The sequence below is a fragment of the Metabacillus hrfriensis genome, from assembly GCF_030127205.1.
Lineage (GTDB): Bacteria > Bacillota > Bacilli > Bacillales > Bacillaceae > Bacillus_P > Bacillus_P dongyingensis.
Genome location: NZ_CP126116.1, coordinates 3,040,055 through 3,056,016 on the forward strand (window position 1 = coordinate 3,040,055; position 15,962 = coordinate 3,056,016).

Annotated in this window: 9 protein-coding genes and 1 pseudogene; 3 read left to right on the plus strand and 7 right to left on the minus strand. The window is 39.4% G+C overall.

The genetic code is table 11. The features are described 5' to 3' along the window. Positions 1-8 precede the first annotated feature (8 nt). The 4 genes from QLQ22_RS15005 to QLQ22_RS15020 form a co-directional block, all read right to left on the minus strand. Positions 9-1,094: a tartrate dehydrogenase gene (locus QLQ22_RS15005; RefSeq protein ID WP_284015083.1), complete on the minus strand. Its 1,086-nt coding sequence runs from the start codon at positions 1,092-1,094 to the stop codon at positions 9-11. Positions 1,095-1,256: 162 nt separating this feature from the next. Then, complete coding sequence (locus QLQ22_RS15010) at positions 1,257-3,098, minus strand: sigma-54 interaction domain-containing protein (protein WP_284015084.1); 1,842 nt, start codon at positions 3,096-3,098, stop codon at positions 1,257-1,259. Positions 3,099-3,285: 187 nt separating this feature from the next. Beyond that, on the minus strand, positions 3,286-4,350 hold the full coding sequence (locus tag QLQ22_RS15015; RefSeq protein WP_284015085.1) for an undecaprenyldiphospho-muramoylpentapeptide beta-N-acetylglucosaminyltransferase: 1,065 nt from the start codon (positions 4,348-4,350) through the stop codon (positions 3,286-3,288). Positions 4,351-4,366: 16 nt separating this feature from the next. Further along, positions 4,367-5,245, minus strand: coding sequence for a LysR family transcriptional regulator (locus QLQ22_RS15020; protein WP_284015086.1), 879 nt, complete (start codon positions 5,243-5,245; stop codon positions 4,367-4,369). 108 nt (positions 5,246-5,353) lie between these two features. On the opposite strand from QLQ22_RS15020, the gene QLQ22_RS15025 reads away from it, so the two are divergent. After that, positions 5,354-6,442: a citrate synthase/methylcitrate synthase gene (locus QLQ22_RS15025; protein ID WP_284015087.1), complete on the plus strand. Its 1,089-nt coding sequence runs from the start codon at positions 5,354-5,356 to the stop codon at positions 6,440-6,442. Positions 6,443-6,648: 206 nt separating this feature from the next. On the opposite strand, the pseudogene QLQ22_RS15030 reads toward QLQ22_RS15025, so the two are convergent. Continuing rightward, positions 6,649-6,789, minus strand: a pseudogene (locus QLQ22_RS15030) (bile acid:sodium symporter family protein); the annotation flags it as partial. Positions 6,790-6,894: 105 nt separating this feature from the next. Here QLQ22_RS15030 and QLQ22_RS15035 point away from each other — a divergent pair. Then, complete coding sequence (locus QLQ22_RS15035; RefSeq protein ID WP_284015088.1) at positions 6,895-7,257, plus strand: hypothetical protein; 363 nt, start codon at positions 6,895-6,897, stop codon at positions 7,255-7,257. Next, a complete protein-coding gene (locus QLQ22_RS15040; RefSeq protein ID WP_284015089.1) occupies positions 7,247-7,609 on the plus strand; it encodes a hypothetical protein in 363 nt (120 codons plus the stop codon). Before QLQ22_RS15035 ends, QLQ22_RS15040 begins: the two co-directional genes overlap by 11 nt. A gap of 202 nt (positions 7,610-7,811) precedes the next feature. On the opposite strand, the gene QLQ22_RS15045 is transcribed toward QLQ22_RS15040, so the two are convergent. Continuing rightward, positions 7,812-11,963 carry a S8 family serine peptidase gene (locus QLQ22_RS15045; RefSeq protein ID WP_284015090.1) on the minus strand — a complete coding sequence of 1,384 codons (4,152 nt, stop codon included), beginning with the start codon at positions 11,961-11,963 and terminating at the stop codon, positions 7,812-7,814. Between the two features lie 311 nt (positions 11,964-12,274). Next, positions 12,275-15,820, minus strand: a complete 3,546-nt coding sequence (locus QLQ22_RS15050) for a S8 family serine peptidase (RefSeq protein ID WP_284015091.1) — start codon at positions 15,818-15,820, stop codon at positions 12,275-12,277. Between the last annotated feature and the right edge of the window lie 142 nt (positions 15,821-15,962).

The following is a 15,962-nucleotide window of genomic DNA, read 5'->3' on the forward strand; positions in this document are numbered from 1 at the left end:
TCATCTCCTTATATAGAATTCATGCTCATTTTGGTCATTTGCTGGTGAATGGCTTCTCCAAATTCTATTGTCGTATTTTTACCGCCGAGATCAGGGGTAGATACATTTTTTTCAAGAAGAACTTCTTCAATAGAAGAAACGATCAAGTCGCCTATATCAGAAAAGCCAAGATGCTCCATCATTAAGCTAATACTCCAGATTTGTGCAATCGGATTGGCAATTCCTTTTCCTGCGATGTCAGGTGCAGAACCATGAATCGGTTCAAACATCGACGGATAGTTTTTTTCCGGATTAATGTTTCCGGAAGGCGCAAGACCAAGGCCACCGACAATGGCTGCGCCCAGATCAGTTAAAATATCGCCAAACAGGTTGCTGCCAACGACTACATCCAATTCTTCCGGTCTTGTAATAAAGTAAGCAGCCAGTGCATCAATATGATAAATATCAGTCTTGATGTTCGGATGATGCATGCCGACTTCTCTGACGATTTCATCCCAGAAAGGCATCGAGTGATTTATACCATTCGATTTTGTTGCTGCCGTCAGCCTTCTCTTAGGTCTTTTTTCAGCAAGCGAATAGGCATATTTGATGACTCTTTCGCTTCCATATCTCGTAAAAACATTATTTTGTACCGCCAGCTCAAAAGGAGTATTCTCGTGAAGACGCCCTCCCATGTTGGAATATTCGCCTTCAGTATTTTCACGGACTACAACAAAATTCAAATCATCATGAGCTTTATACCGGAGGGGACTGTTCAAACCTCTTAATAGTTTAATAGGCCTCAAATTGATATACTGCTGAAATGCTCTGCGAATGGGCAAGATCAGTTCCCATACTGAAATGTGATCAGGCACAGTTGGGGCACCAATTGCCCCAAGCAGAATGACATCGTAATCCCGCAGAATGTCCAAGCCATTTTCCGGCATCATCTTTCCGTGTTTTAAGTAGTAATCACAATTCCAATCAAATGTGTCTATGGAGAAATGAATTCCTCCGTGGAGTTCCTCAATTTTCTTTAATGTTTTTAATCCTTCTGCCATGACTTCAGGGCCAATTCCATCGCCAGGTATGGCAGCAATTGAGAAATGTTGCAAGCTATCACCTCTTTTTGTTCTGTTAATAGATTATTAATGCAAGTTCTATGCCAATTCTGTTAATTTAAAATATTCTGAATTATAAAGACGTATTAAGGTATAAATGTACTGAGTATCATTAATTAATGTTTCATTTTGCATCAAGCGTTTCAGATTAAAACACTAAAGTTTATATTCTTTGATTTTTCTCCAAAGTGTTGATCGATCAATTCCAAGTGATTTTGCTGCTTCTGCCTTACTTTCATATTGCTTTAGCGCTACTTGAATTAAATCTTTTTCTTTTTCTTTAATGGTCGCATTGCCAGCAGTTGTGTCGGATCTGTTTATTCTAATTTTAGGATAATAATACGAGGCATCTTTTGCAGATATGGCTGAATCTTGTTGAAGCAAGACAATTCGTTCCAAGACATTTCTTAACTCACGGATATTTCCCGGCCAGTGATACTCTTGTAATAGAGAAAAAAAGTCTTCATCAATCTTTTCAATTTGTTTGCGATGCTGTTCATTGAATTGCCGGATAAAATGGCGGGTAAGGAGGGGGATATCAGCAAGCCTTGTGCGTAATGGCGGCAAATCAAGTGAAAGCACATTTAAACGATAGTATAAATCATTTCTAAACCGCTTATTTTCAATTTCGGATTCAATGTTTGTATTGGTTGCTGCGATAATACGAACATTCACAGGTATTGTACGCTTGCCTCCAATCCTTCGAATTGATCTCTCCTGTAAAACTCTTAATAAGTGCGCCTGAATTTGCAATGGCATTTCACCTATTTCATCCAAAAATAAAGTTCCTCCATGCGCCAGTTCAAATAGTCCTTGTTTTCCTCCTTTTCTTGCTCCTGTAAAACTTCCTTCTTCATAGCCAAATAGTTCACTCTCTAGTAAACTTTCAGGAAATGCGGCACAATTAACGGCCACAAAAGGTCCAATTGCTCTGGTGCTTTGTAAATGAATTCCCTGGGCAAATAATTCTTTTCCTGTTCCAGACTCCCCTGTAATTAATACCGTTGCGTCCGTTTTCGCAAAAACCTTTGCCTGTTCCTTTGCTTCACAGATTTTTTTTGCTTCTCCTACAATGTCATTAAGCGTATATTTAGCCTCCAGCCCATTCTCATGCAGCTTTTTCCTTAACTTCATTTCAAGCCTTTGCAGGTCTGTAATCTCTTTAAAATTGGATACTGCTCCTACAACAGTGTTATTAAGAATAACAGGATACCGATTAATCATGAATTGACGGTCCTGAATTTTGGCTACATCCCCTATTTCCTTCTTACCTGTTTGCAGAACTCTCAGCATATCAGAATTTGGGATATAATCTGTAATATTTCGGCCAATAACTTCTGCTTCCAAACCAAGAAATACTTTCGCATTATTATTGGTCAACGTGATTTTCCCTTGCCGGTCAACTGCTATTAATCCATCATGTGCAGAATCTACAATAGCCTGTACTTGATATTTTTCTTTAAACATCTCTTTCGTTACATCGATTAATTGGATTGCCTGACGAATAGCGGAAATAACCGTATCCATTGAAGGCTGAACAAAAAAGAGATGCTTCTTAGATTGCTGTAAAAATGAAAGGTTTTTTTCCCAAGAAGAAACAAGAATGGATGTGTTTTTCTTTGCGTAACCGTAATGAACCTGTTCCCTGCTGCAAATTTCAAAACGATTTTGATGCCTTATATGATTTTCAGTATCTAACCACTTTTTTTCTTCTTCTGAGACCATAATAAGGGGATTTTTATCGTTTAGATCATGATCTTCTATTGTTTTTTCGAAATCACTTAAATGAATGGACAGTGAAACAACTGGGATGGAAAGTGAGTGAACCTCGTTTACATAAGTTAAGGGCGTAATTAGAACAAATGGGTTCATCATATGATCTATAACTGTTTTTTTTGAGTGAAAGCAGGAAGGCTGATGACCGTGTTCACTTAAGATTCGAGTGACGATTGCTTCTAGTGTTTTATTCAATTTATACAATGCGATCAATTTCTCCACTCTCCTTCTTTTTTATAATTTATCATATTTATACATAAAAAAAGAGCCCAATTCTCTTGAACTCATCAACAAAGCATTTCATTCAAGATAAAGAGCAGTCCATTCTATCCTGCATGAATCCAATGGTGGAACGGTTAGCAAATCCTTGGCTTTTTAAATGAAAAGGTGCATCTATTGCTCCCTTTAATTATTTAGAATTGGCGTTTATCTCCCTTACTAATACTCCAATAGCGTCCTTCACCTCAAGCGAGGTCATTTTCTCTTTCATTTCATCCCTTCTTTTCTTTAAACCAGCAAGATGGATAACCAATGTATCAACAGATAAATTTTCTTCCTCAAGCATCATAGCATATCCTTTTTCCTGAAATGATCTTCCGTTTAATATCTGATCTCCCCTGCTTTGATTTTTCGTAAGAGGAATGATGAGCATTGGGATTTTTAATGCAAGGAATTCGAAGATGGAATTCGACCCTCCTCTAGTTATGACAAATTCCGTTGCTGCTAAATAATGCGGCAGCTCGTCAAAAACATATTCGAATTGTTTGTAGTCCTTCAAATTTGTATAGTTCTCATCAACGTTGCCTTTTCCGCATAAATGAATAATCTGATAATCTTTCAGCAGGGGCAATGCAGCTCTAATAGTCTCGTTGATTTTTTTTGCCCCGAGGCTGCCGCCCATCACCGTTAAGACCGGACGTTTGCGGTCAAAGCCGAGCAGCTCCGTTCCTTTGTATGGAGATCCTTTTAAGATACCTCTTCGAATCGGTGAGCCGATGGCAGCTGTTTTATCCTTTGGAAAATAGTTCAGCGTTTCTTCAAACGAAGTAAATATTTTTGTAGCGAAGCGCTGTGCAATTTTATTGGCAAGGCCCGGAGTCATATCGCTTTCATGAATCAGAACAGGAATTTTCAATGATCTGGCTGCAATAATGACCGGTACGGAGACAAAACCGCCTTTTGAGAAAACTAAAGCAGGCTTCAGTTTTCTTAGTACTTTTCTTGCATCCATGCAGCCTTTTAACACACGAAAACTGTCAACAACGTTTTCAAAATCGAGATATCTTCTCATCTTTCCGCTGGAAATTCCATGATAGGGAATAGAAATTTTCTCAATCAGTTCCTTTTCAATCCCTTTTTTAGAACCTATATATTGGACGTCCCAGACGCTTTTATCGAGCTCATCAATAATCGCGATATTTGGCGTGACATGCCCTGCTGAGCCGCCACCTGTAAAAACGATCGTTTTTTTCATATAAAATGGCCTCCTTTTATATTCTGAACTGAGAAAGAAATGCTAAAAATTCTTTTTGCTTTTTATGAGTGTACTTCATGATGGCATATGTATGAGCTTCGGGCAATGAAATAGAAGGACAATCGACCTCCAGCAGTCTTCCTTCAAGCATTTCTCTCCTGACAGTTGAAGCTGGAAGAAACGAAACACCAAGTCCTTCGACAATAAACCGTTTCGTAATGTGAATTTGGGAGACCTCCATCATTCGAATGCCGGGATAGTTTGTTTTTACAGCTCTGCAAAGGGAATCCCAGTATACAGGATGATTATGAGTGAGAAGGTAATTTGATGTTAAAACCTCTTCCTCATTCAGGGGGAGTGCACTTTCAGAATCCACTCCATCGTGTGTGGCGACAAGTAATACCTTATCTTTGTACAGAAGCTGACAGTTTAAATCTGGATGCGTGCTTTCTGAACAGGACAAACCCAGATCCACCTTTTCATTCAGCACTGCCTTTTCAATCTCGCTTGACTCAATAATTTTAACGGAAATTTCTACCTCAGGATACTGGTTGCAGTATTTTTTAAGCACATAAGGAAGAATCGTGTCCGCAATCAGCGGGGAAATCGCCAGGGTAAACTGCGATGTAAATCCCTGCTGAAAGGATTGAAGCTTTACTAGCCCATTCTGATAAACTGAAAGAAGCTCCTTTGCATGCTTTAAATAAACCCTTCCCTCTTCTGTCAGCTTAATTCTCCGGCCATCCCGCTCAAATAAGGAAACCCCGAGCTCTTTTTCAAGCAGTTTGATATGAACGGAAACAGATGGCTGGGAAATGTAGAGCAGCTCTGCTGTTCTTCTGAAATTTTCGCATTCTGCAGCCGTGACAAACGTTTGAACCCAAGTGAATTCCATATACATCCTCCTAATTAAGATTCTTAATCAAATGATTTATATATATTTAATTTTCTTAATACTTATTATTTTATAGAATAGACAGTACAAAGGAAAGGAGAGATTTTCATGGTAATTAAAGGATTAAAAGGCGTTAAAGCTGCTGAAACTGTAATCAGCCATATTGACGGGGTAAATGGGCGATTGATATACAGAGGACTTGATATAGGGGAATTGACGAAAAATCATTCGTTCGAAGAAGTTTCATATTTATTGTGGCATGGAGAATGGCCAGACCATCACCAGCTCCTTCAGCTGAAAAACAAACTGAAGAAACATCGCGAGCTTCCTGAGTATTTAGAAAATCTGCTAATCAGTCTCCCGGCTGAGATGGATTTTATGAGCGTTTTGAGAACAGCGGTTTCAGCTGCTGGTCCTTTAAATAAAGATAAGCCCTCTTATTCAGACAGCATCCGGTTAACGGCTATGATGCCGACAATCATCGCATGCAGAAAAAGCCATCTAGAAGGCAGACCCTTTGTCCGCCCTTCAGCGGAGCTTGATCATGTTGAAAATTATCTTTATATGCTTAATGGAGAAAAGCCTGCTGAATCTCAGCGCAAGGCACTGGAAACCTATATGATTTTAACTTTAGAGCATGGAATGAATGCTTCTACATTCTCGGCCAGAGTTACTGTCTCTACCGAGTCTGACATCTACTCAGCGGTGACCTCCGCTATTGGCACGATGAAAGGTCCGCTTCATGGAGGAGCCCCTTCTGAAGTCATTGCCTTTTTAGATGAAGCTGCCAAAAGCGGCAATATTGAAAAACTGATTCGGGAAAAAATAAATCGCGGGGAACGATTAATGGGGTTTGGCCATCGCATATATAAAACGCATGATCCAAGAGCTTTGGCACTGAAATCAGTCTTACTTGAGATTGCTAGTAAGGATGAATGGCTTGGTCTTTCCCTAGATGTAGAAACGGCTGCTGTCAGCCTGCTTCAAGAGTTGAAACCGGGAAGAGCATTATACACAAATGTTGAATTTTATGCTGCAGCCATTATGAAATCTATTCAAATGGAATCTGAGCTTTTCACCCCGACTTTTACAGCAAGCAGAGTTGTCGGCTGGACGGCTCATATCCTGGAGCAATCTGAAAATAATACGATTTTCAGACCGGAGTCTCACTATATTGGGAGAATGCCTGTGGTTTAATCTCAGGTATTAAAGAGAAAAAAGATTGCGTTGATTTTGTGTACTGCAGAAAACGGGAAGCGTTGGCAGAGCGTATAAAAATTGTGGCTTGAGCACAGAACGATTATGTACCAATTTCAAGGTATGCCGATTAAATCCGTGTACTGTTTTTAAAGGATCACCCTTATCCAAAAAGACACAATAAGCAACGCTCATTGTGTCTCTCTTTACATTGTTACTTCAGATAGCTGCTCAGACCACTTTTTATTATCCTCGGCAACCGGATTTTTTGACCAAAAAGTTGCAAGAATTGGACCGGAAATGTTATGCCATACTGCTCCAAGTACACTTGGCAGCGCAGCTAGCGGATAAATTACGTGTAGAGTTTAGTACAGGAAATTTATAAACGAATCCATAACGCTCTAATATATCGAAAAAGTTGTTGATGATGTTCCTGGATTTATCCATCTTCATTGAAATTAATTCTAAATCAGGATAGCACCAATCCTTGTTACCATAAGCATGCCTTTTTAAATGAGCTTAAAGAGCAAGTCCCTCAGCCTTTAGGTAATATCCCCAATAATTTTAGTAAGTCCTTGGATATTTTAAAAGCCAAGCACATCGAACTTGTATCAAAACTAAATGAGTTAAATGACTCGGAGGAAAATATTCGCGAAAAAATTGGATACTTGGAGCACGCAGCAAGAGAAAAAGAACTTCAAACGGTGTTTTTCCGTGAAATAGGAAGAAGGAAGTTAATTACCCTGCATGAAAAAATAAATAATAATTTGGAACTCAAGTTATGGTGTGATCAGGTTAGAGAATATGCTCGCTGAGAAGACACCGATACTGGCCAGTAACAGACTGGGCATTATTATCTCGGAAGCGGATATTAGAGCGAAACGGTTTGAGGAACCATCAGTTATTTTTGTTGTGGCAAAAAATAAAGAAAAAACACCAAAACAGTACCAAAAGACGGTTCCCGCTGGGTTGTTTGCGTGTCTCCGTTATAACGTAGAATTATTGTGGAATCGAAGCGAAAGTTTAAGTAAAGTATTAGACTATATAAATAAAATGGGATATCGAATTACTGGCGATGCACTGCAAATAATGCATGTTGATATTACAATCACAGACAAACCAAATGAGATTACATTTGAAATTCAAGTTCCTGTTCAAAAGGTCTGACTCGTTCTAACAATTTAGTAAGCGGATTCATTTTGAAAACTAGCCGATTAGCAAGTCGATGGAAGGCTGATTGAATTTAAACAAAAGAGAGGATTTTTCAACCTTTCTTGCCTCTGCTATTCTTAACTTCATTTGAATTTTATAACAAAGAAAAAAGAGGAAGGAATGTTTTGCATTCCTCCCCTTTTATCAACAGCCCTTGTTATTGTTTCGGCTCAAGACCGACAAGACGCAGGAAGTATTCCAGCCCTTTCTTGCCAATTTTTTCTCTTGGCTGTTTATCGACAGGTGCGTCAGGTCCCTTCGTTAAGAAGTTCTTCTCCATTAAGCGAACATCCGTTTCGTCTACCACGCCATCTTGATTGAGATCTTGCGGCACGATGGAAGTATCTTTCGTACCGTATGCATCCACGACACTTTGGATATCGAGGATATCAATCATTTTGTCGCCATTCACATCCCCTGCAAGACTTCTCTGACCAATTTTTAAAAATTGCCCTCGTAGCTCTCCATTTGCATCATGATATCCAGGAATGAATTTCTTCATCACTTTAAGATGCCCCGGAACATCGAAAACAGCTGTATATACTTGATCGGAAGCCGGAATATCATTGATCGTGAAAGTTCCTTTCTTTGTAATTGTTCCTTTATACTTTTTACCGCTTCTGGAGAGAGCGTATACTTGTGCTCCTATTTTTGTATAATCCCCCGGTTTCAAAAATTCTGATCCTGATTCACCTATCAAAAATGCTTCCGGTGTGATGGATCCTAGCAACTGTGTATGCGTAGGAATTATTTTAAGATCTTCAGTGCCGTAAAAAGGAATAGCAGTACCTGCTGTTTGTCCGGATTTCTTATAAGACCCCTTCTTCACCTCAAATCCAGGAATTTCATTTTCGTAAACTTCATCATTCGATACTTTAAACGTTACATCGAGGAACGGCATATCTCCATCCAGTCCTCTGAATGCTTTTCCAGTAATGGAAGCACCGATCTTCAAACTATTATTGAATGTACCTTCTGTCACAACAGGTTTATCTAGTGATACCTGTAAGCCTTTTTCATTTGCATATTGTTTGACTGCCTTGTTCAGCTTCACGGTCGAAAACTTGAAGAAGTCTTTGTAGTACTCTACATTAAATTCTCCCGAGACAAGCTGTTTCACATTATTAAGGCTGAGTGTCATCGTAACGTTATCGCCGACTTTTAACTCTTTCTTGTCATAACTGGAAGTCGTATATTCCGTTCCTTCTTTCATGAAGTAATACTTTTGGTAACCAACTGCCGTTGCAGTATCCCACGTTCTCAACCAAAATCTCATAGGTTGTTTTGCAATATCACTTTCCTCTATTCCTAATTTCACATCACCATTCGCCTGAATCGGGAAGAACCCAGCCATATATGCAGAGGCACCTGCATAGTAAGCCATAGTGTTGGACGATTGATCCACGTCCAACCCTTTAGATTGTAATAAATCTACTGTCTCGTCCTTAGCTGTTCCATGCAGCCACACTGCTTTTTGGCCATCTTCTACTGTATACATAGAATCATTGATTTCGATTACACCCGATTTTATATCCATGTTGACTTCTGGTGCTGTATTGTCCACGATAAGTGGATTTTGGGAAACATATGATTTCCCATCCTCATCGTGTGCAATCAGTTCCAGTATATAGTCGCCTGCTGGAAGCTTTATAGGAACATCACTGATTGGCTGGGACGGATCATTTGTAAATGGTAAGACCGTACCGCTGAACGCACCCGTAAGAAATACTTCTCTATCTATTGGAAAGTTAGTGTTCGCTGTCCCTATGAACCCTACAGCTTTTCCTGTTTTACTGTCTTTTACAAGCACATCCATGGTTGTCATTGGGCTGTTCAACTTCATGACGAAATGGATCATTTTGTCATGAAGTTCCCAGAAAGCTGTTGTATTTGTCACGGATGGTCTAGTCGTTTTGACATAATCAAATCCTTTTTCCGTCGCCATAACAGCAAATGGAATTTGATAGGTTTCGTCTGGATTGTTGGCATTGGTTACATGAATATACCCTTCATATCTTCCTCCCGCAGCGCTGGTTGGGATTGTTATGGTAGGCTGGAGCTCCTGCACTTGGCCGCTTCCCACTGTAATCGATGAAGGCACATCCACTGTAACACCGTTACTCACAGCATCTTGAATCCCTTTTCGCTCACCGTGATACTCCACTTCTAGTGTAAAAGATTTTTCTTCCTGGCTGTTGTTTTGAACCGTCACCTTTTTACTTCCTTCAATTGGTTGATCATCTTTTTTAATATGTCTTCCGAATACAATGGAACCTGTTTCTTCATCAATTTCTACGACGTTTCCATTTTCTATATTTTGTGTCTTATCCCATACTTTGATGGAGGTATCTGTATGAACCGCTTGATAGGCATCGATTCGTCCCGCGCCTACTTCGTATACAGAATTATCCCCTTGTAAATCGTCCGAAGTATTCATGAGTGCCAATTTTACATCGAAAGGAGTGTATTCCGGATGCTCCTGCAATATCAATGCTGCTGTACCTGCCACGTGTGGCGTGGCCATCGATGTCCCCGACATACGTACATAGGCATTCCCGTAATTAATGCCGTCCTGTGGATCGTTGATGAATTCCGGTGTCGTAGAGAATATCGACACACCTGGAGCGACTACATCCGGCTTGATATCATAATTTCCATTTACCGGTCCGCGTGAACTGAAATCTGCTAAATGATCGCCTTCTGTTTTTGTATTACTTAACGTTTCAAATGTGAAAGTACCTTCGCCCAGCTCTTTTAACCGCTCACCATCTGCTTTTGACAGGCGGAAAGAAGGGATTAACCCGACGACCTCACCCAAGTAGGCAGGTATTTGCCCGTCGACATTGTTATACACAATCACTGATTTAGCCCCAGCGTTTTTGGCGTTATTGATTTTTTCATCAAACGCAAGTTCCCCGCGCTGAATCAACGCAATTTTCCCGCTGACATCTTTCCCGGCAAAATCAGCTGTTTTACCAAGTCCCGCAAATACAATTGGTAAGGATTTTCCTTGTAATTCTTCTAATCTATCAGAAAAATCTTTGCCTAGCAGCTGCATATTTTCAAACTTCTCGGCGGAAGCGCTTCCACTAAATGCAGGAATGGACATGGAGGCATCGCTTGCACCTACTGATATGCCAAGAGCTGCTGTTCCTGGAGAGCCAAGAGTTTTTTCGTTCGGTCCGGAGTTGCCCGCGGCAACGACGGTCACCAAGCCTGAAATCATGGCGTTATTTACTGCGACAGAAGTGGCGTATAAAGGATCGTTAGTCTGCGCGCCAAGCGACAAATTGATGACGTCCATGCCATCTTCAATCGCTTGATCGATTCCAGCAAGGATTCCTTCTGTATTTCCCCCTCCCCAAGGTCCCAATACTCTATACGCATATAAATCTACTTCAGGTGCTACCCCTTTCACAGCATAATCCACATTGTTTTTCTTTTGGGCTGCAATCGTCCCTGCGACATGTGACCCATGGTTTGTGTAATACACATAGCCGGGAACTGTTGGCTTGCCCTCTTTTATCCAATCCTCATATGTGGTTTCCATCGGATCTGCATCATTATCTACAAAATCATATCCGCCTTTATATGCTTCTTTTAAGTCTGGATGGTTGTAATCAATACCTGTGTCAAGAACGCCGACTTTAATGCCCTTGCCGGTAATGTTCTCGGCATGCAGCTTGTCCACGCCAATTTGCGGAATACTGTCTGCCATTTTCGGCTCAATGGCTTCTTTCGTTTTTACCGGCGGTTCCACTTTTACCTCGTAATCTTTAAAGACACGTTTAACTACTCCAGATTGCAGCAAATCCTGTACTGCCACACCAGGCAGTGTCATCGCTACACCGTTGATGGCGTTTTTATACTCTCTTGTGATGTTTACATCTTCCACTTTGTAATTAGTCACGTCTTTCTGTGATTTCAATGATTGCACATGCTGTTTAAAATCTTTATGAGCTTTTTCCACTTTCTCATTCGCGTCAGCAGAAGATAGTTTCTTTCCTTTCGCTGCTTGTTTCATCACTTCAATTTTCGCCGGCGCCTGTTCAAATTCGACGATGACTTTGACTAATTCCGGACTATTTGCATTAATATCCGGAGAAATCGTAAAGTTTGAATTGGTATCCAATTGCTCTAACGCCTTTCTTTGTTCCGCAGACAGGCTCGCTAAGATCTCTTCCGCATTTTCAACTGGATTCAGCTCATACGGGCTTTGCGCCAATACGTTATATGGAGCGCCTTGTGATAGTAACATGCCAACAGCTAGCGTTCCTGTAAGAATTTTACTGATTTTTTTCCTTTTCATACCGCATCCCCTTGTCCCTATATAATTGTTTTTTTCTCTCTTAAACTTGTATTTTTTACAAACAAGTTATTTAAAGAAAGATTCATGAAACTAGTTAACTCGATTCTGTCCTAATCATCCCACATTTCTACTTTTCTGAAAATTAAACATAGGAAGTAAATTTTGTAGTTATTGGTTCTATACCAATATAAAACAAAAGTACTACTACGCGACTTTTTATTTAATCATTCATCTTTTGCGTATAGAAATGGCACCATGCACCGGGCATGAAAAAACCCAAGTGAATCATCCTCACTTGGGCCGCAATCGGTTTATTGTTGGAGAACCGTTACTTGTTTAGGCGTTGTTGTTACTTTAAAACCGTCTTTTGTCACGACATCAATTGAGATAGAATACGTTCCATTTTGAAGGTCCGTATTAGGTACCCATTGTGTTTTCAGTGTATGTTCATTTTTCACTTCAAACGAATCGACTATCTTTCCACTTGCATCTTTAACATTAATCGTCCAGTCTGCTCTGGCATAAGCCCAGGCATTAATATTTGCAGGTTTGCTTTTGTTAATATTTGCAGCTGGAGTTAAACTGAACGTTTGAACGGCCATAGTATATTTAATATAGCTCGGATCTCCCCAAACTTTGTACGATTGATTTCCTGCATAATCAATGGCTAGGATAATAATACTTTTCGGTTCTGTATTAACTAAGAAAGATTTTTGCTCAAGACTTAGTGAATAATATTGTCCATTCACCCATACAACAGCAGAATTAAAGTCACTTGCATTGTCTTGCGGATTGAAGGAAATTTCATATTTTCCGTTTTTTTGCGTTACTGTAATATCTGAAACGGTCGGAGGGACAGAATCTACCGTAATTGGCATTTTAACAATCTGTGGTTTTGCGTCTGAATAATCTAATGTTGTTTTGGTAACATATTGATAAACACCATCAGGTACATATTGTCCGGATGAGTCTTTCATATCCCATTTATATCCGCCATACATTCTATCCCCATATGACATTATGTTTTTTCTGAATTTCCATGGAGTACCAGTATATTCACTAAAATCGCCTAAATTTTTTATGAGATTTCCAGATTGATCTTCAATATACATTTCAGCTTTGTCTAAATTACGTAAGGCTTGGAAGGACGGATAGATACCATCGAGTATATAGTTTTTCGAGAATGCAATATGGTTGAGACTGAACCTTCCAGTATATGGGTTATATCCCAATGGATATCTTTCTGAATTCTCATCCCAAAGGGCCGTATATCCTACAAATGCATCCTTCTCCCATGCAGGTGCGTCGATATTTCGCGGTTCATCCCATTTTCCATAGAAGCCCATATAAGGAACAGTTAAAGGTACTGCTTTATCTTGGTCCTTGGCTGCTGGAACTAGACGAACAAATCCTTCTACAAAACTATTTTTCTTTAAGGAATCTGGTAAAGTTACATTAACAGTCAGCATTTTTGTTTGACCTGGTTTAATTTTAAGTAATGCTCCAGTTTTATCTGTTACCACATTATCATTTACAGTGACTGTCGCACCATTAATTCGTTCACTAGTTAATGTTAAATACTCTTTTGAATCCAATTGCCCATCACTATCTAAATCGAATTCCTTCATTTCAGTCTTATCTTTCAATAGATCTACATAAACATTGTATTCAATATCATCACTATTATTTTTACCCTTAAGAGTGTCGAATGCTTCCATGATTAAATTAAAGCTTGTATTTTGACCGATTTCCTTTAATGCAACCGCTCCAGCTTGTTCTAAAGGCGTGTTTCTACTTGTTACAATGACTGGTGTATTAATGGCATTTTGAATTTTCATTATCCCAGACCCTTGTACACGTGGTGAATATGGAACTTCTCCATTTGTCCTTGGATCCATGGCAAAATTAGCTGTATTCATTAAAGCAATTTTTGCTTTTAAAACTGTATCTTCTGAATGGGTTAATCCTTTTTGATAAAGTGCCTGCAATAACAATGCTGAACCGCCTGCAACATGAGGTGCTGCCATCGATGTACCGCTCATCACTTCATAATCATTTCCTGGTATAGTTGAATAAATATTTCCACCAGGAGCAGAAATCTCTGGTTTAAAATCTAATCTACTTGGCGAACCAAAAGATGAAAAATAGGACATTGTGTCTTTCGCTGGATTCTCTACCCAAGTATTGCCTGCAAATTTCATGCTTAAATATTGACCACTTGGCAGACTATTCATTTTACTAAGTAATGCTTCACCTGCAGCTTTACTTGTTGACGCCGTTGGTGCTGCTGTTGGCGTTACTGGTAGTGTAGTATAATCTGACCAATTTGCAGGTGGTATGATAATAACCGCCTTTGCTCCTGATCTCTTAGCTTCCCACTGAATGGATGAAACCGTACTATATGAATTTAATAGCTTAACAACGGCAATATAGTCAGTTTTGCCTTTAGGATAATCTGATGCATTCTTTCCTTCCCCAACATATACCAAATCATAAGGTACTTCTGGTGAAAGAACCTTAGAGAATTTAAAATTATACGATGCTGGAAATTGCGTTTGATCTTTGAACGGCACCGAAAACCCACTTGCATCTGCTAATGCATTTAAATGAAGTTTACTATTTTCATAGGAAGCAACCGATAACGCATATGGACTTACACCCGGTGCACCAACCGTTCCAATATCTGGATTTTCTGCATATGGTCTTAATGAAGAGAGAATAATATTATTCTTTGTACTATAGGCTGTATTACCGGCTGCCACTACAACAAGGGTGCCTTGTTCTGTCGCAACTCGGATTGATTTTTGGATCGGATCAAAATCTTCATCTACATAGCCTGCATCAACACCTAAACTCATGTTAATTACATCTGCACCCATTGTGACTGCATGCTCAATTCCTGCGATAATATCATCCTCATAGGCACCACCGCCATTATCAGAAAATACCTTCTCGGCTAATAGTTGAACACCTGGTGCAATTCCAGCGACACCACCCTTCGTTTCGTCGCCATTTGCTCCAATTGTACCAGCCACGTGTGTACCATGCGGACTGCCTTTTGTTCCCGGAATGACATTGGTATCATTGTCTGCCCAGTCATATCCTGTTGGGACTTTATCGGAATACCAAATTTCGTTTACGTCTGTCTCAGCAAATTTTTGATTAATTTTATCTTGAGTCCATTTTTCTTTCGCTTTGGCTGTGTCAGAAAGTTTCATATCTTTGTGCGTATAATCAATCCCGGAATCTACGACCGCTACTACTAATCCTTCACCTTTATAACCATATTGTTCCCGTACTTTTTGAGCTTGTACCAATTCTTTACTTGCTGCCATATTTTCCTGGAAAGTTCTAGCGATATGGACATTCGCAACCACTGAAATAGACTGGATATCTTTTATATTTTGGAACTCTGTTTCTACACTGAATCCGTTAAACCCTTTGAAAAAACGATGCTTCACTTTAATAGGAGCATTTGATTGAGAATTTTTTTCTTTTGAGATTTGTTCGATTACTTTATCTTGTTTTTGTTTATATAAAGCTTTTTTGCTTTTGGCTGTTTGCTCAATTTCTGTTGGTTGTTCAACTTCTACGATTAAGCGAACAGTATCATTCGGTTTATATGCTGTAGCCAAACCTTCTTTTTTAACGTCTTTATATAGTGAATCTTCTTGACCTGTTTCGATCTTATCCTTATCAAAAAATAATTGTCCTCTTTGTTCCCCAATTTCTTCAGCCATTTGCGACTCAGCTGGCGTAACATCACCTTCTGCAAAAACGGTAAGTGATGAAAATAATAAGGAAGTCATCGCTGCTGTGGTCATGACTTTCCATGCCTTCATTTTTCTTTTTTTCATGAACATCTCTCCTTTTCCTTATAAAAAAATAAATAGATAAAACTAATAAACTTCAAATCTATCTTTATCATCTCTCATTTTCACTTTTCTGAAAATTGATCAAAAGGTATAATCACTGAAGCTTTTGGTTCTATACCAATAT